Origin of the sequence: Streptomyces sp. 2-1 (assembly GCF_048564895.1) — a bacterium.
Taxonomy (GTDB): Bacteria; Actinomycetota; Actinomycetes; order Streptomycetales; family Streptomycetaceae; genus Streptomyces; species Streptomyces phaeochromogenes.
In genome coordinates this window covers 3125977-3147287 of the sequence record NZ_CP183383.1, presented here as the reverse complement: position 1 = coordinate 3147287, position 21311 = coordinate 3125977, and the positions used below count along the sequence as shown (strand labels likewise).

Sequence of the window (21311 nt, the reverse complement as noted above, 5' to 3'; positions counted from 1 at the left end):
AAGTGTCACTCTGAAAATTGCAGAGTGCAGTGTTCCGTGCCGTATGGCCATGGCACACTGCTCGCAACAGCACGTGGCGCGGCGTCAGTTGGGTACCCGTTCCGGGGCCCGAACGGGCGCCGCCCGGGCTGTCCGGACAAAGTGGAGGTGGACGTGAGCGAGCCGCGGTCCGCGCCGACGGTCGGGCAGGTCGTCCTCGGACGGCGCCTGCTTGACCTGCGGGAACGCGCGGGGCTCAAGCGCGAGGAAGCAGCACGCATCCTGCGCGTCACCTCCGCCACCGTCCGCCGCATGGAGATGGCCGAGGTGGCCCTCAAAATCCCGTACCTCCAGCTCCTGCTGAAGTCGTACGGCGTCTCCGACGAAGAGGCCGAGTCCTTTGTCGCCCTGGCGGAGGAGGCGAACCAGCCGGGCTGGTGGCAGCGCTTCCACGACATCCTGCCGGGCTGGTTCTCGATGTACGTCAGCCTGGAGGGCGCGGCCGTCCTCATCCGCTCGTACGAACCCCACTTCGTTCCCGGAGTGCTGCAGACCGAGGAGTACGCGCGTGGCGTCATGGAATCCGGCGCCATCGGCCAGACCAGACCCGAGGACATCGAGCGCCATGTGGCGCTGCGCATGCAACGCCAGGAGCTGCTGACGCGCGAGGGCGCGCCCCGGTTCTGGGCCGTGATGGACGAGACCGCCGTGCGCCGCCCCGTCGGCGGCCCCGAGGTCATGCGCGCCCAGATCGACAGGCTGCTCGAGGCCACGAAGCTGCCGAACGTGACGCTGCAGATCGCCCCCTTCTCCTCGGGGCCGCACGCGGGCACGTACGGGCCCTTCGTGCTGTTCCGCTTTGCCATGCCCGAACTTCCGGACATGGTCTACAGCGAGTACCTGACCGGCGCCGTCTACCTGGACGGACGTACCGAGGTGGCAACCCATCTCGAGGTCATGGACCGCATGGCGGCGCAAGCCGCCACGGCACATCGCACGAAGGAGATCCTGCTGGATCTCCGCAAGGAGCTGTGAATGGATCGCATCAAGACCCGGATACGCAACGCGCGGATCTACAACGGCATGCCCGCCAGGGAACTGGGCAGCGAAGGCTGGCACAAGCCGTGGAGCGGCGGCAACGGCGGCAACTGCCTGGAGGCGATGAAGCTCTCCGACGGCCGGATCGCTGTCCGTCAGTCGGCGGACCCTGACGGGCCCGCCCTCATCTACACCCCCGGCGAGATGACGGCGTTCATCCAGGGAGCCAAGGCGGGGGAGGCCGACTTCCTGCTCTCCTGAGGCCGCCGACCGGCCGATCCTTGATCCGCACCTACTTGTCCCACGTGCTTTCTACCTTGGCATTCAGTTGATCCAGTGACCCAGTCGATTCACCACCAGGACCACATGCGCCGAGGCGCGTCCACCAGCCGGCTCACCGCCACGATCGGGAAAGGCGGCTGTTCGGCACGGTCCTGGCCGAGGCTCAGCGCGTAATAGATCTGCTCGATCGAAGGCGGTCCGACCGCGAGGTTGCGCCGGACCGCCGCCGACGGGGACGCCTGTCCGGCCTGTACGAGATAGGCCGCGGCCATCGTCCCCGTCCGGCCCACACCCGCCCCACAGTGCACGAACACCGGCCCCGGGGCCGCGCCCACGACGCTCAGGAAGCGTCGTACCTGGTGCGGCGTCGGGGTCTGTCCGTCCCGGATCGGCAGCCGTACGGCATCGAGACCCGCCCTGCTCGGCCCGGCCAGCTGCGAGGCGCTCAGGTCCTCGGCCCGCAGGTCGACGACCGTGGTGAAGCCGAGCCTGGCCAGCTCCCGGTAGCCCGCGGGTGAGGGGGCCGCGCCCCGCCACAGCGCCCCCTCGGCGTCCACGGGCTGGAAGTGGTGGATGCCCTGGACCGCGTGCGTCCCCTCGGGCGGAGGGGTCTGTTCCCGAGTCCAGTACGACAGCGCGAGGATGCCCAGCGCACCGGTCGCCCAGAGCGCGAGATAGCCGAGACCGAGTCCGGCGAGCACTCTCAGCACGGTTCGGCGCAGGGATCTGCGCGGACGGCCGGTGGGCAGGGTGGTGCGGGGCGGGGACGGAGCGACGACAGCCATGGGCGACCCGGAGGCTCGGGGACGAGGGGGCGCGGGCTCGGGGAGGAGGGGCGCCTCGGCATCGTAACCTGGGCCGCCGGGGCGAGAGTTGTCCATGTATGGCAGAAGTTGCCCGTGTGGGGGGAGGGGTGGAAGGGGCGAGAGTTCCGGTTCGAATCACTGCGCCGGGCGGGCGGCGCATCGCCTGCGGGTGCGTGCTCAGTCGTCGTCTGCGTCCGCGTCGCCGATGCCGACCACCGTGAGATGCGTACGGTCCAGGCCGGTGTCCTCCAGACAGCCGCGCAGCCGCATCCGGTCGTGGTCGGTCAGCGCGGGCTGGACCACGCCCGCGAAGAGACCGTCGCCCAGCGTGCCGAGGGTGGCGCGGCTCAGCGGTACGGACGTCGAGTCCCGGCAGCGTTCCCAGAGTTGGCGCGCGGCGAGGGACTCCCGCTCGGCGGTCATGTTCGTACCGCGCATGTCGACCTTCAGCAGCAGGGAGGTCGCCTCGGAGTTCTTCGCGTCCTCCTCGCGGGTCTGGGTGAGGTCGGCGAGCCCCACGACGAGCACGCCGATCAGCGCGGCCCCGACCGCGCTCACGACGAGCACGCGCGCGGTACGGCGGCCGTGACGTCCTCGCGCGCCGATGGGTGGCAGGTCGTCCAGGTCGTCCACGCCGCTCATGCCATCCATGCGGTCCATGCGGTCCGGATCGGCGTCCCGGGCCGGATCGGGCGCCGCCAGGACGGCGAGCCGCCCCGCGAGCCGACGCTCCGCCGTGGGCCGGGCCGTGGCCGACGCGATCCGCTGCACGATCCAGGCGAGACCGGAGAGCAGCACGCCGGTGACCATCAGGACCGGCACGAAGACGTACGTACGACTCGTCGGCTCGTCCAGCCAGCGGAACCGGTCGCCCGCCGGCCGGGCCTCCTTCTCCCGCAGCCGCGCCAGCACGTCCTCCTGCCGACGGTCCGCGTCACGCATCCGCTCCTCGATCCGCGAGAGCCGCCCGAGCAGCACGATCCCGAGCAGCATCACCTCGACGACCAGCAGCAACACCCCGCACAGGATGGCCCGTTGCCACTGCCACCGGTACAGATAGATGACGACGTACGTTCCGGCTCCCGCGGCTGCCGCACTCCCGAAGAAGTAGGCGACGCGCCTCATCGGGGGTCTCCCTGGGGCTCTTGGCCGAGGCTCCGTTGTTCCTGTACCTCCCGTTGTTCCTGTACGTCCTGTCGTTCCTGTTCCCGCAGGTGTACGTCGCCGGTGGTGCCGTCGACCGTGAGGCGGGACCCGGGCGGGAAGCGGAGTACGGCGTCCGTGGCGCCGACGACCGTGGGCAGGCCGAACTCCCTGGCCAGCACGGCGAGATGGGACAGCGGGCTGCCCGTCTGGGCGACGAGTCCCGCGAGACCGGGGAGGAGCGGGGCGAGCGCGGGGTCGAGCGTGCGGACGACGAGTACGGGGTCGGCGGGCCGGGTCCCGGTGCCGTCCCAGGCCGTTCCGGCGGCCCGTCCGCCGGACACGCCCTGGCCCGCGCCTTCGCTCCCGCCCTTGCCCACGGGCCGTTCGGCGACGACCGTGCCGCCCTCCGCGAGCCGGAACGCGTCGGGCAGCGGCGCCGACACGGCTCGTGGCAGACGTTCCTTGAAGTCGCCGGGGAGGCGGCCGTGTTCGAGCGCCTCGACGAACTCCCGCCACCGCAGCAGCCCGACCTTCGACGCCTCGCCCAGCCCGCCCCGTACGACCAGCCGCCGCGCCGCCTCCCGGACGAGCCGCACCTGGAGTTCCTGCGCCCAGCGGATACGGAGGCGGAGGGCCTCGCGGGGAGGGAGCGAGGGGAGGGGCGGGGGGAGCGTGTCCAGGGCGGCGAGTGTGTCCGTGAGCGCTGTCGTGGGGGCGGCGCCCTCGCGTGCCGTCGGTGCGCCCTCCGGGTGTCCCGGATCCGCCGGAAACCTCAACTCCCTGCCCAGACCGGGTGCCACCAGCGCCAGCACCACCGGCTGCGCCGCCACCATCCGGTCATCCGGTACGCCGAGAGCGCGGGACTCGGCGAGGGCGGCGAGGGCCGTGCCCGCCGCTGTGGCGCGGGGCTCGGGGAGGAGGGCGCCCGCGAGAGCCTCCTGAGCGTGCAGGGAGACCAGGACGGTACGGGTCCAGCGGAGGGTGGAGACGAGGTCGGGGCGGGTGAGCCGGTCCGCGGACGGTGTCTCGGCGAGCCGGCGGTCGACGTCCGCGACGAGGTCCACCGCGAGACCGGGCAGCGCCGTCGTCAGCCGGCCCACCCGCCAGGCGGCAGCCAATCGACGGGCACCCGGCGCCGGGTTGAGCAGCGCGAGCCACCGGTTCCGGGGCGGTGCGGCGCCCAGCAGCCGCAGATCCGCCGCGGCCCGTCCGCCGACCGCCGTGACGACCGGAAGCGAGCGCAGTTGCCGCCGGGGCGCGGTGCCCCCGATGTCGAGCGCGGCGGCCAGCCCCCGTGCCATCGGGGCCACCCACAAGTCCTCTTCCAGCGGCTCCAGTTGATCCGGCAGCGTCTCCGCCACCGGTCCGGGACCGAGCAGCCGCGCACCGCGTGCGGGCCGCGCCGCCATCGCCGTGATCGGGCGGCTCTGGAACAGCCACAGCCGCCCGGACGCGTCGAACCCGAACTCGATGTCCTGCGGCCCGCCGAAGACCCCGCGCGCCTGCCGCGCCAGCCTGGCCAGGCGGCGCAGTCCGTCGGCTCCGAGCAGCCCTTCGGGGTCATCGGGCTCGGTGCGCAGCAGTCGTCCCCAGCGGCTCAACCAGTAGTTCGTGCCCGGCTGTTCGCCGCTGACCAGGGAGTCGGGCCCGCCGCGCACCGCGCTCACCAGCATCCGGTCCGTCCGGCCCTCCACGGGGTCGGCGCCGAACATCACCCCACCGACGCGGGCCGCGAGCATCGGCTGCACCAGCACGGCCATCGGAGCCACCGTGCCGTCGGGCCGGTGCGCCGAGTCGAGCACGGTCCGTACGGCCGCACGGAACTCGTGCCAGCCCTGTACGTCCAGCACGGACGCGAACTGGCCCGCCAGGGACGACTCCTGGGTGTCCTCCTGCGGTGAGGAGGACCGTACGACGAGGGGGCGCGTGCCGTCGGCGGAGAGCTCCTGCCAGGCTCGGCGCAGGCCTTCCAGGTCGCCGTCTCCTGCCCGATCGCCGGACCAGTCGCTGTACGGAGGCTCCTTCAGGTGCTCCCCGGGCTCGCTGTGCGGCACGACGAACCCCGGCAGCACCGGCAGCCCGGCCAGCGCGGCGCGCGCGAGATGTGCCGCCTTCGAGCCGGCGAACGGGATGCGTGCCGCCCGCGGATCGCTCAAGGGGACCGCTTCCGCGGCGAGTCGAGGAATCTCGGGGGCGAGTCGAGGAGCTTCAGGGGCGGTTCGAGGAAACCGGGAGGCCAGTGGATCGCCCATGCGGGGGACACCGCCCTGGTCGTCCCCGTCGCGCGCACCGTCTCCATGACGTTCGTCAACCGTCGTCATCGAACACCCTCCAGGACCGACCGCCAACAGGGGGGACGCGCGGGGGTGGCCCTGCGCCTGACGACGGAACGAAGGATGGGGGCGAGTTCCTGCCCGACCGGGGTACGGCCGCGGCAACAACGCGCCTCCTACAGCCGAGGATCCCACTCGGTGTTGTGTTTCATGTCATCCGGAAGTCGGATTCCGGCCGACGGCCTGTTCCTCACTCAGGACTCATTCCCCACTCAGTGCTCACCCGTCAGTCAGCACTCACCCGTCACGCAGTACTCACGCCCCACCCAGTGCTCACGGTGGCGGCAGCGCCGCGCACAACGCCTCCAGCGCGGCTCCGTACGCATGCTCCGAAGGCGTCGCATACCCCACGACCAGACCGTCCGGCGCGGGCACGGTCGCCTCCTGATGCCGGAACTCCGGGTGCCTGAACTCTGCGAGCCCGTCCAGCGCGAGGCCCTGCCACACGGCGGCCTTCACCGCGGACTGCTCGCTCCCGGGCGGCAGCCGCAGCACCGCGTGGAGCCCTGCTGCGATCCCGGTGACCTCGACGTGCGGCGCGTGCTCGGCGAGCGCGGCGACCAGCCGGTCCCGCCGTCTCCGGTACCGCTGACGCATCCGCCGCACATGACGGTCGTACGACCCCGAGGCGACGAAGTCCGCGAGCGTCAACTGGTCCAGGGCGCTCGCCCACGCCTCCCGCTCGCCCTTGGCCTCCAGGACCCCGTCGACGTACCGCTCCGGAAGGACCATCCAGCCCAGCCGCAGCGCGGGCGACAGGCTCTTGCTGACCGAGCCGATGTGGACGACCCGCTCCGGGTCCATGCCCTGGACGGCTCCGACGGGCTTGCGGTCGTAGCGGAACTCCCCGTCGTAGTCGTCCTCCAGAATCACCCCTCCACGCGCGCGTGCCCAGTCGATCACGGCGGCCCGCCGCGCGGGATGCAGCGGTCCACCGGTCGGGAACTGGTGTGCGGGCGTGAGCAGTACGGCCCGCTCGTTGCCCAGGCCGTCGACCCGGGCGCCGTCCTCGTCGAGCGGCAGCGGTACGGTCCGCACGCCCGCCGCCGTCAGCAGCTCGCGGTGGAAGGCGAGGCCGTACGACTCGACGGCCAGCGGACCCCGCAGCACCTTGGGGAACAGCAGCCGCAGGGCGTGCGCGAAGCCGGAGCAGATTACGATCCGCCCCGGCTCGGTACGGACGCCACGCGCGCGTGCCAGGTACTCCGTGAGTGCCACCCGCAGCTCGATCCGCCCGGCGGGATCACCGGGCCCGAACGCCTCGTTGGGGGCCTGCCGCAACGCCCGCCGGTACGAGGCCAGCCACGCCGTGCGCGGGAACGACGACGCGTCCGGCGTGCCCTGCCGCAGGTCGTGGCGCGGTCCACGCGCGCGTGGGGGTGCCTTTTTGGGTACCCGCGTGTGCGCGCCCAACGGCTCGGCCCGCTCGGCGACCAGGGTGCCCGAACCCTGCCGCGCGGTCAGCCAGCCCTCGGCCACGAGCTCGGCGTACGCGTCGGCGACCGTGTTGCGGGCCACGCCCAGGTCGGCGGCGAGCGAGCGGTACGGCGGGAGCCGGGTGCCCGGGGCGAGGCGCCCGCTGCGGACCGCCTCGCGCAGGGCGCGGATCAGAGCGGCGCGGCGGCCACCCGGACCGGACAGTTCCAGATGCAGGTCGGCGCCGATACGCTCCGCCGAATTGACCCATGAATCCGCCATGGAAATGCACCCTACAGGGGGTCTTTCCGGCTCGTAGATTCATGGTCATGACGACGAACACGACACACACGGTGAACGCGACGACCACGATGAGCGAAGGGCAGACCATGGACGCGGCACACACGACGAACGCCCGGATCAACTTCGCGAAGGCCGCTCCGAAGGCCTTCCGAGCCCTCGTCGGCTTCGACATCGCCGCCCGCGAGGGCCTCGACCCCGCCCTTGTCGAACTGATCCAGATCCGCGCCTCGCACCTCAACCACTGCGCGTACTGCCTCCACATGCACACCAACGACGCGCGCAAGGCCGGCGAGTCCGAGGACCGGCTGCACATGGTCGCCGTGTGGCGCGAGGCCCCGCACTTCTTCACCGAGAAGGAGCGCGCGGCCCTCGCCCTGACGGAGGCGGTGACCCTGGTCGCCGACGGCGGCGTCCCGGACGACGTCTACGCCGAGGCCGCCGCCCGGTTCGACGAAAAGGAACTGGCCCAGGTGCTGGCACTCATCTTCGCGATCAACACCTGGAACCGGGTCGCCCTGGCGACGGCGAAGAGGGCGGGGACGGACGAACGCTGAAACGCGGGAGGTGGGCTGGGAGCGTTGCCTTCGGCGAGGGGTTACGCCGTCATCGGGCGGTCGTACGGCCCGATCGGCGCCGGTAGCCGAGAGGTGCCCGTCAGCTGCCGGTCCACCGCCGCCGCGACCGCCCGCCCCTCGGCGATCGCCCACACGATCAGGGACTGGCCGCGTGCGGCATCCCCGGCGGCGTACACGCCGGGCACGTTCGTCGCGAAGTCCGCGTCGCGGGTGATCGTGCCGCGGGGATCGAGTGCGAGTCCGAGCTGGTCGACGAGGCCGTCGGAGCGGTCGGGGCCGGAGAAACCGAGCGCGAGCAGCACGAGGTCGGCCGGGAGCACCCGCCCGGTCCCGGGGCGCGGGCGGCGCTCCGCGTCGACCTCGATCAGATGCAGCGACCGCACCCGCCCGGCCGAGTCACCGGTGAAACGGAGCGTCGACGCCGCGAAGAGCCGCGCGTCCGCGTCCGCCGCGGGAGCCGTCTCCAGGTCCCGGGCCTCCTCGTGCGCCGCCGACAGCCGGTAGATCTTCGGGTACACCGGCCACGGGTCGGCGTCCTCGTCCCGCTCCGCGCCCGGCTGCGTGTAGATGTCCAACTGCGTCACGGACTTCGCACCCTCGCGCACCGCCGTACCCAGACAGTCGGCACCCGTGTCACCACCACCGACGATCACGACATGCTTGCCCGCCGCCGACAGCGGTGACGTCTCCAGATCGCCCTCGCACACCCGGTTGGCCAGCGGGAGGTACTCCATCGCCTGATGGATTCCGCTCAACTCCCGCCCAGGGACGGGCAGTTCGCGCCAGGCCGTGGCACCTACGGCGAGGACGACCGCGTCGTACCTGGTCCGCAACTCGGCCGCCCCGACGTCCCGGCCGACGGCGGTCGACGTACGGAACTTCGTTCCCTCCGCCCGCATCTGGGCGACCCGCCGTTCCAGGTGCCGCTTCTCCATCTTGAACTCGGGGATCCCGTACCGCATCAGCCCGCCGATCCGGTCGTCCCGCTCGTACACGGCGACCGTGTGCCCGGCCCGGGTCAGCTGCTGCGCCGCGGCGAGCCCGGTGGGCCCCGAGCCGATCACCGCGACCGTCCGGTCGGACAGCCGGTCCGGCGGCCGTGGCGGCGCGAACCCGTCCTCCCAGGCCCGGTCGGCGATGGCGACCTCGACGTTCTTGATGGTGACCGCCGGCTGGTTGATCGCCAGGACACAGCCCGCCTCGCACGGCGCGGGGCACAACCGGCCGGTGAACTCGGGAAAGTTGTTCGTCGCGTGCAGCCGGTCGCTCGCCGCCCGCCAGTCGTCGCGCGAGACCAGGTCGTTCCAGTCGGGGATCAGATTGCCCAGTGGACAGGCGTCGTGGCAGAACGGGACACCGCAGTCCATGCACCGGTCGGCCTGCGTGCGGATGATCGGCAGCAGAGCCCCCGGGACGTACACCTCGTCCCAGTCGTGGACCCGCTCCCCGACGGGGCGCCGAGGCCACTCCTCGCGGGAGGCATTGAGGAAACCCTTGGGATCGGCCACGGCCGTCTCCCTCACGTACGTGAACGGTGCCCCTGCGGTCTCCGTCTCCGACGCCATCGTCCGGGCGGCGGGCCGAGGGCCTGTCGGCAGACTCTTCCCGCCACGATACGACGCTGTGGCCGCGCCCGCCTCGGACGTGCGCGGGCACAGCCGCAGCGGGCACATCCAGCGGGGGCGCGGCCACGCGGGCCGACGAGCGCTACCGGGTACGCCTCAGGTCAGCGCCAGTACGTACGAGATCGACGCGGCGGCCGACGCGATCGTGCGGACGTGGTTCCACATCGTCCACTCGCTCACATACGTGGGCCAGTACGCGACGGCCTCCGGCGTACCGGCCTCCATCGTGGCCAGCTTGTTGTTGCGCGGGACGTTCGCCGCGATGGTGACCCCGAAACAGCCGAACAGATACAGCGCGCTGCCCAGCAGCATCTCCACCGTGCCCTCGTCGGGCCACAGCACGAAGGTGACCACGGCGAGCACGGCGCACATCACCGCCGAACCGATGAACACGAACATGAACGCCGGCATCAGCGCGGTCACGTTGATCGCCTGCATCGCGGCGACTCCCTGCGCCGGCGGCAGCGCGGCCAGGCCCTTCATCACGAACGTCGAGAACCCACAGAAGACGCCGGCCACCAGCCCGGTGCCGAGCACCCCCACCACAGTGATGACGAAGTACGGTCCCTCGATCATGGCAACTCCCCGTAAGTAAAACCCTTGGGCAACAACTCGCGCACCGCTCCCAGAACCGCAGGTCCGGACGACCCCGAACCCCAGGATCCTGCCCGGCACTCCCTGTCACCACAAGTGAAATGCCGTACGGGAAGGGTGACCATGGCCGAGGGACTCGGGGGCATGTTCGGTCGTCTCGGGGCGGGGTCCGGGGCCGGCTCGGGGGGCGTGGGCGGCCGGAGAGTCGGGGTGTGGCCGAGGGCTGATCGGGTGAGCGTCCGGGCGGGGCAGCTACTGCTCGCTCACCCCCGCATTGCCCCGCCCGTGCCCTCGCGCCACCCCGCGAGCGTCGTCTCGACCGTGGGCGCGATCCGCCGCCGTGCCTCATGCCGCGGAACGCCGCTCATCAGCAGCTCGTCGTACGGGGTGTCCGTGTGCCGGACCGCGGCGCGCACCGCCGACGTCACCGCGCCCTCGGACAAGGCACGCCCGCCGGCACTGCGTCCCACGCGCCCGCTGCCCCGCACCGAGGCGTGCCCGGCGATCGCGTACGCCCGATCGTCCGGACAACCGGGAAACAGCCGCCGGATCTCCTTCGCGAACGCGTTCGTGAACCGCAGATCCTCCGCGGCCCGCCGCCGCGCGTCCCGGGCCCGGCGCCGCGTCCGCGCCTCCGCGTCCGCGAGACAGCGCTCCTCGGCCCGCGCGAGCGCCGCCTCCTCGACGAGCACACCCTGCCGCTCGTACCGGCCCCGCCGCCGGTTGAACCGTACGACCACCGCCGACAGCGCGCTCCCCTCCCGCGACCTCCGCGTCAACGCCGTGTCACCGCGCGGCAGAAACACCAGATGCCCGAGGTCGGCGCAGTCGAGACACCGAGGCGTCCCCTCCTCCAGCACCAGCAACGAGAGCGGCCCGCCCCGGCACTCGGCACAGTGCCGCCGCTTGACCGGCTGGACGACGAGAAGCCCGGTGTGGGACGGGGGAGTTGCCGTGGTCGTCATGGGTGTGTCATTCCCGCCCGGCGAGGCGGCCCGTCCGGTTCACGCCGGGAATCCGGTTCACGCCGAGAATCCGACGATCCGCTCGGGCACGACACGGACGATCACACGGACCTCGTCGTCCTTCTCCTCGGGAGGGTCGATCCCGAGGTACTTGTGCGAGAGCTCGTACGGGAGGCGCTTGCCCTCGTCGGGGAGGATCTCGGCGGTGCCGCGGATCTCCACCGAGGTGTAGGGGTTGGCCAGGTCGTAGACCGAGATGCTGACGCGTGGGTCGCGCCGGAGGTTACGGATCTTCTGCCGGCCGTCGGTCGAGGAGAAGAGCACGGTGTCGCCCTCGCGTTTGAACCAGACCACCGAGTTCTGGGGAGCGCCCCCGGGACCGAGAGTGGCGACGCTGGCGAAGTTCTTGCCGTCGAGGAGCGCACGGACCGAGTCGTCGAAGGAGATCGTCATGGCGCCAGACTAACTATATGCGCGTGCATGTAAAAGTCCTTTCGGGTGGGAATCGAGAAACGGAAGCTCTGCCGCGGGGGCGGAAGCCCCGCCTCGGAGACGGAACCCCTGCCTTGTGTCAGCCGTTCCATGCCGGGTGGCGTGGGTCGTCCGCGCGCACCAGGACGTCGGCCGTGTCGCCCGGCGCCGTCTCGCTCTCGTAGCGCTCGTACGCGGGTAGCGTCCAGTGCTCGCTCTCGGGGGTACGCCGACGCAGCGCGCCCGGTGAGAGGCGTACGTGGACGGTGAGGTCGAACGGGAACCAGTGGTGCAGCAGTAGTGGACCGTGCAGCAACAGCACGGCACCGGGCGGGAGTTGGACGTACGGGCTACGGGTCGCCCGGTCGGTGGCCGGGTCCCAGAGATCGGGCAGTACACGGCCGTCACCGCCTGCTTCCAGCGGCCCGAAGACCTCGCGCCACAGGGCACCGGTGTCGAACCAGCCGTCGTAGTACACCTCGACGTCCTGGTGGCCGTACTCGAACCGGAGGGAGGCGGGCCGCAGGAAGTCCTCCGTGCCGACGACGAGTGCGGACCGGCCGCGCAGGCGCAGGGCCTCGGCGACGAGTTCGGCGAGATCACCGGGCCGGGCGGCCGGAGCCCCGTCGAAGGCGATACGTGGCCAGGGGCTGCCGTCGGCCGGCTTCAGGTCGAGCAGGCGCTCGGCGAGGAGGTCGCCGAGCCGGTCCCAGGTGATCGCTTCGAGTCGCACCCGGCCCATGATGCCGCGCGGGTGGGCGGGAGCGGCGGTCCGGGATGTCAGGCGGAAGCGGCGAACTTCCGGGTGCGTATCTCCTCATACCCGGCGAGAATGTAGGGCGCCGGGACTAGCGGTGCCTCCCCGCGCCGCGCCGGCCGTCCGGCACCGGGAGGTACTACATGACCACCGCCGGAGACATCATGCACCGCGGCGCCCAGTGGATTCCCGCTCACGAGACGCTGGACCGTGCCGCCCAGCTGATGCGTGAGCTCAACGTGGGCGCGCTGCCCATCAGTGACGAGAACGAACGACTCTGCGGCATTCTCACGGACCGGGACATCGTGATCGGCTGCGTGGCCATGGGTCACGACCCGGCACGCATCACCGCGGGGGAGATGGCCAAGGGCACACCGCGCTGGATCGACTCGGGCGCCGACGTGAGCGACGTACTCGGTGAGATGCAGGGACACCAGATCCGCCGCCTTCCTGTGATCGAGAACAAGCGCCTGGTCGGGATGATCAGCGAGGCCGACCTGGCCGCGCATCTGACGGACGAACAACTCGCGGGCTGGGCCGAGAGCGTCTACGCGAAGAGCGCCGCACGCTGACCCCCAAGTCCCCACGGCACGACCGGGACACGTGCTCGTCCGGCCACGCGCGCCGGACGAGTGCGTGTCACAGCCAGCCGTTGCGCTTGAACCCCCGGTAGAGCGTGGAGCACGCGACGGCGATGATGCCGACGGCCAGGCCGTAACCGAACTTCCAGTGCAGCTCCGGCATGTAGTCGAAGTTCATGCCGTAGACCCCGCAGACCATGGTCGGCACGGCGATCAGCGCCGCCCAGGCCGTGATCTTCCGCATGTCCTCGTTCTGCGCGACGCTGACCTGTGCGAGATGCGCCTGCAGAATCGAGTTGAGCAGTTCGTCGAACGCGGCTATCTGCTCGGCGGCCCGCAGCTGGTGGTCGGAGACGTCACGGAAGTACGCCTGTATCTCCGGGTCGATCACCCGGATCGGCCGGGTGGCGAGATCCATGATGGGTCGGCCCAGCGGGACCACCGCCCGCTTCAGCTCGAGGAGTTCACGCTTGAGCTGGTAGATGCGCCCGGGGTCGGCCCGCGCGCCGTTCGCGGCGAACACATCTGTCTCGACCTGGTCGATGTCCTCCTGCACCGAGTCCGTGACGTTCAGATAGTCGTCCACCACATGGTCCGCGATCGCGTGCAGCACCGCGGCCGGGCCCTTGGCGAGCTGCTCGGGGCGGGCCTCCAGCTCCTCGCGCAGCGGGCCCAGCGAACCGTGCCTGCCGTGCCGCACGGTGACCACGAAGTCCTGGCCGACGAACACCATGATCTCGCCGGTGTTCACCACCTCACTGGTCGCGGTCAGTTCGGTGTGCTCGACGTAGCAGACCGTCTTGAACACCGCGAACAGCGTGTCGCCGTACCGCTCCAGTTTCGGGCGCTGATGGGCGTCCACCGCGTCCTCGACCGCTAGCGGGTGGAGGTCGAACAGCTCGGCGATGCCCGCGAACTCCACTTCCGTCGGCTCGTGCAGCCCGAGCCAGACGAATCCGCCGTCCGCCTTGCGGATCCGCTGCACCGTCTCGACCAGATCGCGGCCGGCGGGGACCCTCGACCCTTCTTCGTACGCCACGCAGTTCACCACCGCGGTGCCCAGCGGAGACCGGGCCGGGTGACTCAGGTCGACACGCGTGCGCCGCCGTGTCAGCCGTGCCACCCTGCGCAGGCCGCCGACCTTGCTCAGGCCCGTGACCCTTCGCAGATTCCCTGCCATGGACATCTGGATCTCCTTGCGTGGATCTCCTCGCGCCGCACTCTGCGCCTTGCCGCGGCCAGTCTGCCAGGATGTTTTGACGGCCGGGAAAGCCTGTGGGAACGGAGGATTCCGTTCCGGATCCATCGTCTCGGTCGGTGCAGAAGCGGCGTCGACGGCTGTTGGCGGGCCGAGTGCGACGCGCTTGACATCGGGAGCGTCAACCATCATGGACAAGCGGGACAACTGGGATGATCGGCGCATGACGCGAACCGACGGGTATCTCCTCGACAACCGGCAGACCGAGGCGGGGCATCGTTTCGACGCCCTCGCCGCTCTCTTCGACCCCACGACGTTCCGGCACATCGAACGGTTCGGCATCGGATCCGGCTGGCGCTGCTGGGAGGTCGGCGCGGGCGGTACGTCCGTGGTGTCCTGGCTCGCCAAGAAGGTCGGCCCCACCGGCAAGGTCGTCGCGACGGACATCGACACCTCGTGGGCCACCTCGGCCGTCCGCACGCCGATCGAGCTGCGCGTGCATGACGTGGGTGTGGACGAACCGCCGGGGGAGGGCTTCGACCTCGTGCACGCGCGGCTCGTCCTGGTCCATGTGGCGGACAGGGAGCGGGCGTTGCGCTCGATGATCAGATCGCTGCGGCCCGGCGGCCGGCTCCTGGTCGAGGACGCCGACCCGGCGCTCCAGCCGCTGGCCTGCCCCGACGAGCACGGCCCCGAACAGCAGTTGGCCAACCGGCTGCGCCACGGGTTCCGTGAGCTGCTCACCGAGCACGGCGCCGACCTCGCGTACGGGCGCCGGCTTTCGCGTCTGCTCCGCGAGGCCGGGCTGCGGCAGGTCGAGGCCGACGCGTACTTCCCGATCACCTCGCCGGCCTGCGGCGCGCTGGAGTCCGCGACGATCCGTCAGGTCCGCGACCGGCTCGTCGCCGCGGGCCTCGCCACGGACCAGGACATCGACCGCCACCTCGCGAACGTGGCCACGGGCGGGATGGACCTGGCCACGGCGCCGCTGATCTCGGCGTGGGGGCGCAAGGTGTAGTGGTTCCTGGCGAGGGTGACGTGCCCTGCGAGGGCTGGAGTGCTTGTGCCGCACCGTGCCGCCCCGACCGGCCTCGGACGTTCAGGCCGCAGCCGCAGCCGCAGCCGCAGCCGCAGCCGAAGCCGGCCCGGGTGGGTCGGGCAGCCCGGGCCGGCTACCGAGGCGGATCGGGGCGGCTGCAGAGGCCCGTTGGGCGGCTGTCGGGGCCGGTCGGACGGCTGTCGAGGCCGGGCGGGGCAGCCCGCGGCCCGGGAGGCCTACGTGTTCGTCGGCGGCCTCCCGCCCACCTGTTCCACCGCCCGTGCCCCGGCCCGGCACCCCTCCGCAGCGGCTTCCTCCGGGCGGGTGCCCGCGAGGAGCGCGGCCAGGAAGGCGCCGGTGAAGGCGTCCCCGGCACCCGTGGTGTCGACCGGGGTCGCGGGCACCGCCGGAACCCGGGCCCGGACCTCCCCCGACCGGGCGACCAGCGCACCGGCCCCGCCCTGTTTGACGACCACCAGCGGGACGTGGCGGCTCAACTTGGCCGCCGCGTCCGCCGGATCGGGCAGGCCGGTCAGCAGACAGGCCTCGTCCCTGCTCGGCAGCAGGACGTCGACGCCCTCGGCGAGCGTGAGGAAGCGGTCCACCCCCAGCTCCGTGAGGAATCCCGCCGACGCCGGATCCACGCTCACCGGCACCCCACGCGCGCGTGCCGACTCCACGGCCACCGCCACCAGCGCACGGCACGACTCGGAGAAGAACAGATAGCCCGACAGATGCAGCCGGGCGACACCGTCCAGCAATGACTCGGACCAGTCGTCGGGGGTGAGCCGCAGAGCCGCGCCGCTGTCCGTGAGGAAGGTGCGTTCCGCCGAAGCGCCCGTGTCCACCAGGCAGATCACCGTCCCGGTCGGCGCCTCGGGGTCGATGACCAGGAGGGGGCGCACTCCCGAAGTGGCCAGCTCGCGCTCGTGCCACGCGGCGGAGTCCATGCCCACCTTGCCGAGGAGGCGTACCTCAGTGCCGTCCCGGCGGGCCGCCCAGCATGCGACGTTGGCGCCCGCGCCGCCCGGCACGGTCCGGATGGCGGCGGTCGTGTCGGTGCCGGACGCGAGCGGCCCACGATGCCGGGCGACGACATCCGTGACGACGTCGCCGACGACCAGGAGAGCCCCGGGAGCCCCGGGAGCCTCGCCGGGACCTCCTTTGGAGCCGCTCGCCCCGGTCACGCGCCTGCCCAGGCCGCCGCGATCCGTCCCGCGAGCCGTACGTTGCCGCGTACCGCCGCCAGATTGGCGCTCAGCGACGCCCCCTCGGTGTGGCGCACCAGGTAGCCGAGGAGGAACGGTGTCACCGCCTGGCCGCTCACGCCCTCCGCCTCGCACGCGTTCAGCGCGTCGGCGAGCACGCGCGCGTGGAGCTCGGGATCGAGCTGCTCAGCCTCCGGCACCGGGTTGGCGACGATCAGCGCCGACTCGGGCCCGTCGAGCGCGTCCTGTGCGCGCATGACGGCCGCGACCTCGCCGGGCGACTCCAGCGTCCAGTCCACAGGGTGACCCGAGTCGGACAGATAGAAGCCGGGGAAGTGCGTTGTCCCGTATCCGGCGACCGCGACCCCCAGCGTCTCCAGCCGCTGCAGTGTCGCCGGCACATCCAGGATCGACTTCACCCCCGCGCACACCACCGTGATCCGGGTGCGGGCCAGGAGCCCCAGATCGGCGGACTCGTCCTGCGTCACCGTCCACTCCCGGTGTACGCCGCCGAGCCCGCCCGTCGCGAACACCCGTACGCCCGCCTGCGCGGCCAGCAGCGCGGTCGCGGACACCGTGGTGGCGCCGCTGACCCCCGCGGCGACCGCGAGCGGCAGATCGCGATGCCCGAGCTTGCGGATGCCGTCCTCGTTGGCGACCCGCTCCAGCTGCTCCTTGTCGAGACCCACGCGGGGCTGCCCGTCGAGCACGGCGATCGTCGCGGGAACGGCGCCTTCCTGGCGGACGGCGTCCTCCAGCTCCAGCGCCACCTGGAGATTGCGCGGACGCGGCAGCCCGTGCGCGATGATCGTGGACTCCAGCGCCACCACGGGCCGCCCCGCGGCGAGCGCCTCCCGTACCTCTTCGGAAACCACCAGCACGCGCGTGCCTCCTGTTCTGTCGGTTCTCCCCTCATCCCTGGCGGGAGACGCGCCTGGCCAAACCCTTGCGACCAGCTCAACGGGGCAGCAGCCTGAGGCCATGACGGACAACTCGACACGTCTCGACCATGTCGTCCTCTGGGTGCGCGACCCCGTGGCCTCGGCCGACTTCTACGAGAAGGCGCTGGGCCTTGAGCCCATCAGGGTCACCGAGTTCGCCGCGGGGAAGGTGGCCTTCCCCTCGGTGCGCCTCAACGAGGAGACCATCTTCGACCTCGCGCCCCTGACGATGGCCCCTCGCATGGACGTCGTCCCCGACGCGGCCGCCAGCGCGGGCCATCCGGTCAACCACGTCTGCCTGTCCCTCCCGGGCGAGGACTTCGACGCACTCCGCGCCCGCCTTGAGGAGCGTGCCGTCCCCCTCTCGGACTTCACCCACGACGCGTACGGCGCCCGTGGAAAGGCCAAGCGGAGCTTCTACTTCCGGGACCCGGACGGGAATGTCTTCGAAGCACGGCACTACGAGTAGCTCCTGGGTACGAGGTACGAGCAGCTCCTCGGCACGAGCAAGGGTGTCCACGCGCGCGTGGACACCCTTTTGGCCTTTGGGACTCAGACAGGCCTCGCTCCGTTCAGTGCCCCGTGCGGATCGAGGACGTACTTGCGGCTGGCGCCCTGATCGAACTCGGCGTAGCCGCGCGGAGCGTCCTCCAGGCCGATCACCGTCGCGTTGACGGCCTTGGCGATGTGCACCCGCTCGTGCAGGATCGCCTTCATCAGGCCCCGGTGGTACTGCATCACCGGGCACTGACCGGTCGTGAAGCGGTGGCTCTTCGCCCACCCCAGACCGAGCCGCACCTTCAACGTCCCGGTCCGTGCGTCCTGGTCGATCCCGCCGGGGTCGTCCGTGACGTACAGGCCCGGAATACCGAGCGCGCCACCCGCGCGCGTGATGCCCATCAGCGAGTTGAGGACCGTGGCGGGTGCCTCCGGGGCGTCGGGACCGTGGGCCCGCGCCTCGAAACCGACCGCGTCGACGGCCACGTCCACCTCCGGCTCACCCAGGAGCTGGTCGATCTGCTCGCCCACATCGCCCCGGCTGACGTCGACCGTCTCGCAGCCGAAACTCCTGGCCTGCGCGAGACGTTCGGCGTTCAGGTCGCCGACGATGACGACGGCGGCGCCCAGCAACTGCGCCGACGCCGCGGCCGCGAGACCGACCGGCCCCGCCCCGGCCACGTACACCGTCGAGCCGACCCCGGCGCCCGCGGTCACCGCGCCGTGGAACCCGGTCGGGAAGATGTCCGACAGCATGGTCAGATCGAGGAGCTTCTCGCGCGCCTGGTCCCGGTCCGGGAACCGCAGCAGGTTGAAGTCCGCGTACGGGACCATGGCGTACTCCGCCTGGCCGCCGACCCAGCCGCCCATGTCGACATAGCCGTAGGCCGCCCCCGGGCGGGCCGGGTTGACGTTCAGACAGATGCCGGTCTTGCGTTCCTTGCAGTTGCGGCACCGCCCGCATGCGATGTTGAACGGCACCGAGACGATGTCCCCGACCTCGACGAACTCGACGTCCGGGCCTCGCTCCACGACCTCCCCGGTGATTTCGTGCCCGAGTACGAGCCCTTCGGGCGCTGTCGTCCGGCCGCGCACCATGTGCTGGTCGCTGCCGCAGATGTTGCTCGCGAGCACTTTGAGGATGACTCCGTGCCGGCACTTGCGGCCGATGTTCGCGGATGCCACCCCTGGCCCGTCCTGCAGTTCGAGCGTCGGGTAGTCGATGGTCCTGACTTCCACCGCGCCCGGCTTGAGATACGCGACTGCCCGGTTCCCGCTCATACGTGATCGCCGTCCCTTCGGCCCCCGTGACTTCGGATGCCAGTGGCTGTGCGCATGGCGGAGTCTGCTACCGCCGCACCGTTCCGGCCAGCCTTCGCGCGGGTCTCCTTGCGGGCGTCACGATGCGGCGGGCCGGCCCCGGGTGAACAGCGTCAGCGCGCCGAGCGGCAGCAGCAGACACGCGGCGACGAGGTTCAGCCAGCCGTAGCTCGCGACGGCGACGACGAGGCCGGCCGCCGCACCGCCGAGACCCGCCGCCGTGTTCATGGTCAGGTCGGACAAGCCCTGGGCGGCGGCGCGTGCGGGTTGCGGCACGGAGTCCGTCAGGAGCGCGGAGCCGGAGACGAGACCGGCCGACCAGCCGAGACCCAGCAGGAAGAGCCCGACGGCGGTCTGCGTGTGACTGGCACCCGCCGTGCCCGCGAGCAGCGCCGCGCACGCCAGCAGTCCCATGGCCAGACCGATCACCGGCAGCCGCCCGAACCGGTCGGACAGCCGGCCCATGATGGGCGAGAACGCGAACATGCCCGCGATGTGGATGCTGATGACCAGCCCGATCAGATCGATGCTCGCGCCGTGGTGACCGAGGTCGACCGGTGTCATCGACATCACCGACACCATCGCCGTGTGCGAGACGGCCACGGTCACCAGGGCCAGCCGGGCCCGCGGCGAGGCCCGGACGGCGGCTGCCCCGGCCCGTATGGAACGCGCGGCGGGGGACTGTTCCTCGACCGGCGCCAGCGCACGCGCGGTGAGTAGCGGGTCGGGCCGCAGCAGCACCGCGACCAGGAGCGCCGATATGAGGAAGACTCCGGCAGCCCAGAGGAAGGGGCCCGCCGCCTCCGGTATGCCGAGCCCGGAGACGCTGCGACCGGCGGGCGCGGCGATGTTGGGACCGAGGACCGCGCCGATCGTCGTGGCCCACACGACGTTCGAGATGGCCCGTGCCCGCCGCTGCGGCTCGGCCAGGTCCGCCGCCGCGAAGCGCGCCTGCAGATTCGCGGACGAGGCCGCGCCGAACCCCGCCATGCCGAGCAGCAGCAGCGGAAAGTTGTTCATCGCCGCGGCGACCACGACGATCCCCGCCCCCAACGCACCGATGAGATACGCCAGCACGAGCCCCGGCCGACGGCCACGCGCGGTCATCAGCGCGGCGAGCGGCACGGAGAGCAGGGCCGTCCCCGTGACCGTCGCCGTGGGTGCCAGCCCGGCCAGCGACTCGGTGCCGGCGACCTCCTGGGCCAGTACGACCGCGAGCGCGATACCGGTGGCCACCCCCAGCCCGCCGAGGATCTGACTGGCGACGAGCACGGCGGATATCCGGCGCCGCAGGGCCGGCAGTGCCGCCGCGTCGACGGGTCCGGCGACCGGTCGCTCGACGGCCGTCACCGGCAGCGTCCCGCGGCACTACAACTGGACGCGCCTACCCTGCCCGCCGCTGCGAACCGCACCGTTTCGGACACATCCCCGTGTGTGATCGATGTGGTCACCGGCGCACCCTCCCCCTTGTCCTGAGTTCAGGACACCTTCACGACAACAGCGACCGCGACCCCACGGCCGAGCGCCGACGAGCCGGCTCAAGCCGGTCGTCGCGCTTCGAAGCACCCCTCAGCGCGCAGACGCCTTCCCCTCAGGCACCTTTCCCTCCAGGCACCGTCAGCACCCAGGCACCCTCAGAACAGCGGCTCCGGCAGCACCCCTTCCAGCGCCAGCAGCTTCCGCTTGGTCTCCAGGCCGCCCCCGAACCCGCCGATCCCGCCGTCACTCTCCACCACCCGGTGGCACGGCACGACGACCGGCAGCGGATTGGCGCCCATGGCCATGCCCACCGCCTGGGCCGCCCTCGGCTGGCCGACCCGCCGGGCCAGATCGCCGTACCCCACCACCGACCCGTACGGAACGCCGGACGCCAGCTCGCGCAGCACCTGGCGGTTGAACCCGGAGATCAGGGACCAGTCCAGCGGCAGCTCGAAGTCCTTGCGCTCGCCCGCGAAGTACGCCGCGATCTGACGTATCGCCTCGGCCAGGAGCGGGGACTCCGGTGCCTCGACGGGCTCGGTGCCGAACCGGGATCCGAGCCGGTCGAGCGCCTTGTCGCGCACCGCGTCCGTGGCGTGGAAAACGACGCTGACCAGGCCTTCGCCGGTCGTGGCCAGCAGCAGCGGACCGATGTCGCTGTCGACGACGGCCCACACCACTCGCTGCTCGTTCTGCCCATGGCTGTCCATGCGCTCCACGGTACGGCGCACCACTGACAACGCCGCCGGCACGGACG

General features: G+C 71.7%; 21 protein-coding genes. 6 read left to right on the top strand and 15 right to left on the bottom strand.

The window, feature by feature from the left end; translation table 11 throughout:
* Positions 1-153: 153 nt before the first annotated feature.
* Together ACN20J_RS13860 and ACN20J_RS13855 are read left to right on the top strand one after the other, a co-directional pair.
* The gene (locus tag ACN20J_RS13860) at positions 154-1014 is read left to right on the top strand and encodes a helix-turn-helix domain-containing protein (protein WP_189840422.1); all 861 of its coding nucleotides are present in this window, start codon (positions 154-156) and stop codon (positions 1012-1014) included.
* Positions 1015-1278: a DUF397 domain-containing protein gene (locus tag ACN20J_RS13855; protein WP_055616070.1), complete on the top strand. Its 264-nt coding sequence runs from the start codon at positions 1015-1017 to the stop codon at positions 1276-1278.
* Positions 1279-1367: 89 nt separating this feature from the next.
* Here ACN20J_RS13855 and ACN20J_RS13850 read toward each other — a convergent pair whose 3' ends face one another.
* From ACN20J_RS13850 to ACN20J_RS13835, 4 genes are all read right to left on the bottom strand, one after another.
* Positions 1368-2084: a fused DSP-PTPase phosphatase/NAD kinase-like protein gene (locus ACN20J_RS13850; protein WP_361901098.1), complete on the bottom strand. Its 717-nt coding sequence runs from the start codon at positions 2082-2084 to the stop codon at positions 1368-1370.
* A gap of 198 nt (positions 2085-2282) precedes the next feature.
* Positions 2283-3230 (bottom strand): hypothetical protein, encoded by a 948-nt coding sequence (locus ACN20J_RS13845; RefSeq protein WP_419665984.1) that lies wholly within the window; start codon positions 3228-3230, stop codon positions 2283-2285.
* Positions 3227-5407: a PEP/pyruvate-binding domain-containing protein gene (locus ACN20J_RS13840; RefSeq protein ID WP_419665983.1), complete on the bottom strand. Its 2181-nt coding sequence runs from the start codon at positions 5405-5407 to the stop codon at positions 3227-3229. The genes ACN20J_RS13845 and ACN20J_RS13840 overlap by 4 nt, the downstream gene beginning before the upstream one ends.
* 450 nt (positions 5408-5857) lie before the next feature.
* Entirely contained in the window at positions 5858-7282 is a 1425-nt protein-coding gene (locus tag ACN20J_RS13835) for a PLP-dependent aminotransferase family protein (RefSeq protein WP_419665982.1), read from the bottom strand.
* 41 nt (positions 7283-7323) lie between these two features.
* Here ACN20J_RS13835 and ACN20J_RS13830 point away from each other — a divergent pair, with 41 nt between their 5' ends.
* A complete protein-coding gene (locus tag ACN20J_RS13830) occupies positions 7324-7857 on the top strand; it encodes a carboxymuconolactone decarboxylase family protein (protein WP_419665981.1) in 534 nt (177 codons plus the stop codon).
* 41 nt (positions 7858-7898) lie between these two features.
* Here ACN20J_RS13830 and ACN20J_RS13825 read toward each other — a convergent pair whose 3' ends face one another.
* The 5 genes from ACN20J_RS13825 to ACN20J_RS13805 form a co-directional block, all read right to left on the bottom strand.
* Entirely contained in the window at positions 7899-9386 is a 1488-nt protein-coding gene (locus tag ACN20J_RS13825) for a glutamate synthase subunit beta (RefSeq protein WP_419665980.1), read from the bottom strand.
* Positions 9387-9599: 213 nt separating this feature from the next.
* Positions 9600-10079, bottom strand: coding sequence for a DUF1772 domain-containing protein (locus tag ACN20J_RS13820; RefSeq protein WP_189840429.1), 480 nt, complete (start codon positions 10077-10079; stop codon positions 9600-9602).
* Between the two features lie 281 nt (positions 10080-10360).
* A complete protein-coding gene (locus ACN20J_RS13815; RefSeq protein WP_419665979.1) occupies positions 10361-11062 on the bottom strand; it encodes a DUF2293 domain-containing protein in 702 nt (233 codons plus the stop codon).
* A gap of 57 nt (positions 11063-11119) precedes the next feature.
* On the bottom strand, positions 11120-11515 hold the full coding sequence (locus ACN20J_RS13810) for a PPOX class F420-dependent oxidoreductase (protein WP_189840431.1): 396 nt from the start codon (positions 11513-11515) through the stop codon (positions 11120-11122).
* A gap of 118 nt (positions 11516-11633) precedes the next feature.
* Positions 11634-12275 carry a uridine kinase gene (locus ACN20J_RS13805; RefSeq protein ID WP_419665978.1) on the bottom strand — a complete coding sequence of 214 codons (642 nt, stop codon included), beginning with the start codon at positions 12273-12275 and terminating at the stop codon, positions 11634-11636.
* 158 nt (positions 12276-12433) lie between these two features.
* On the opposite strand from ACN20J_RS13805, the gene ACN20J_RS13800 reads away from it, so the two are divergent.
* A complete protein-coding gene (locus ACN20J_RS13800) occupies positions 12434-12862 on the top strand; it encodes a CBS domain-containing protein (protein WP_189840433.1) in 429 nt (142 codons plus the stop codon).
* Between the two features lie 67 nt (positions 12863-12929).
* Here the strand turns inward: ACN20J_RS13800 and ACN20J_RS13795 are convergent, their stop codons facing one another.
* On the bottom strand, positions 12930-14057 hold the full coding sequence (locus ACN20J_RS13795) for a magnesium and cobalt transport protein CorA (protein WP_189840434.1): 1128 nt from the start codon (positions 14055-14057) through the stop codon (positions 12930-12932).
* Positions 14058-14292: 235 nt separating this feature from the next.
* Here ACN20J_RS13795 and ACN20J_RS13790 point away from each other — a divergent pair, with 235 nt between their 5' ends.
* Complete coding sequence (locus tag ACN20J_RS13790) at positions 14293-15087, top strand: methyltransferase domain-containing protein (protein WP_419665977.1); 795 nt, start codon at positions 14293-14295, stop codon at positions 15085-15087.
* Positions 15088-15344: 257 nt separating this feature from the next.
* Here the strand turns inward: ACN20J_RS13790 and ACN20J_RS13785 are convergent, their stop codons facing one another.
* On the bottom strand, positions 15345-16295 hold the full coding sequence (locus tag ACN20J_RS13785) for a carbohydrate kinase family protein (protein WP_419665976.1): 951 nt from the start codon (positions 16293-16295) through the stop codon (positions 15345-15347).
* Entirely contained in the window at positions 16292-17197 is a 906-nt protein-coding gene (locus ACN20J_RS13780) for a pseudouridine-5'-phosphate glycosidase (RefSeq protein ID WP_189840437.1), read from the bottom strand. Before ACN20J_RS13780 ends, ACN20J_RS13785 begins: the two co-directional genes overlap by 4 nt.
* A gap of 100 nt (positions 17198-17297) precedes the next feature.
* Here ACN20J_RS13780 and ACN20J_RS13775 point away from each other — a divergent pair, with 100 nt between their 5' ends.
* Complete coding sequence (locus ACN20J_RS13775) at positions 17298-17726, top strand: VOC family protein (protein ID WP_200398964.1); 429 nt, start codon at positions 17298-17300, stop codon at positions 17724-17726.
* A gap of 83 nt (positions 17727-17809) precedes the next feature.
* Here ACN20J_RS13775 and fdhA read toward each other — a convergent pair whose 3' ends face one another.
* From fdhA to ACN20J_RS13760, 3 genes are all read right to left on the bottom strand, one after another.
* A complete protein-coding gene (gene fdhA, locus ACN20J_RS13770; RefSeq protein ID WP_361901087.1) occupies positions 17810-19036 on the bottom strand; it encodes a formaldehyde dehydrogenase, glutathione-independent in 1227 nt (408 codons plus the stop codon).
* Positions 19037-19153: 117 nt separating this feature from the next.
* Complete coding sequence (locus tag ACN20J_RS13765; RefSeq protein ID WP_189840440.1) at positions 19154-20425, bottom strand: MFS transporter; 1272 nt, start codon at positions 20423-20425, stop codon at positions 19154-19156.
* A 284-nt stretch (positions 20426-20709) separates the two neighbouring features.
* Positions 20710-21264: a methylated-DNA--[protein]-cysteine S-methyltransferase gene (locus ACN20J_RS13760; RefSeq protein WP_419665975.1), complete on the bottom strand. Its 555-nt coding sequence runs from the start codon at positions 21262-21264 to the stop codon at positions 20710-20712.
* Positions 21265-21311: the final 47 nt, after the last annotated feature.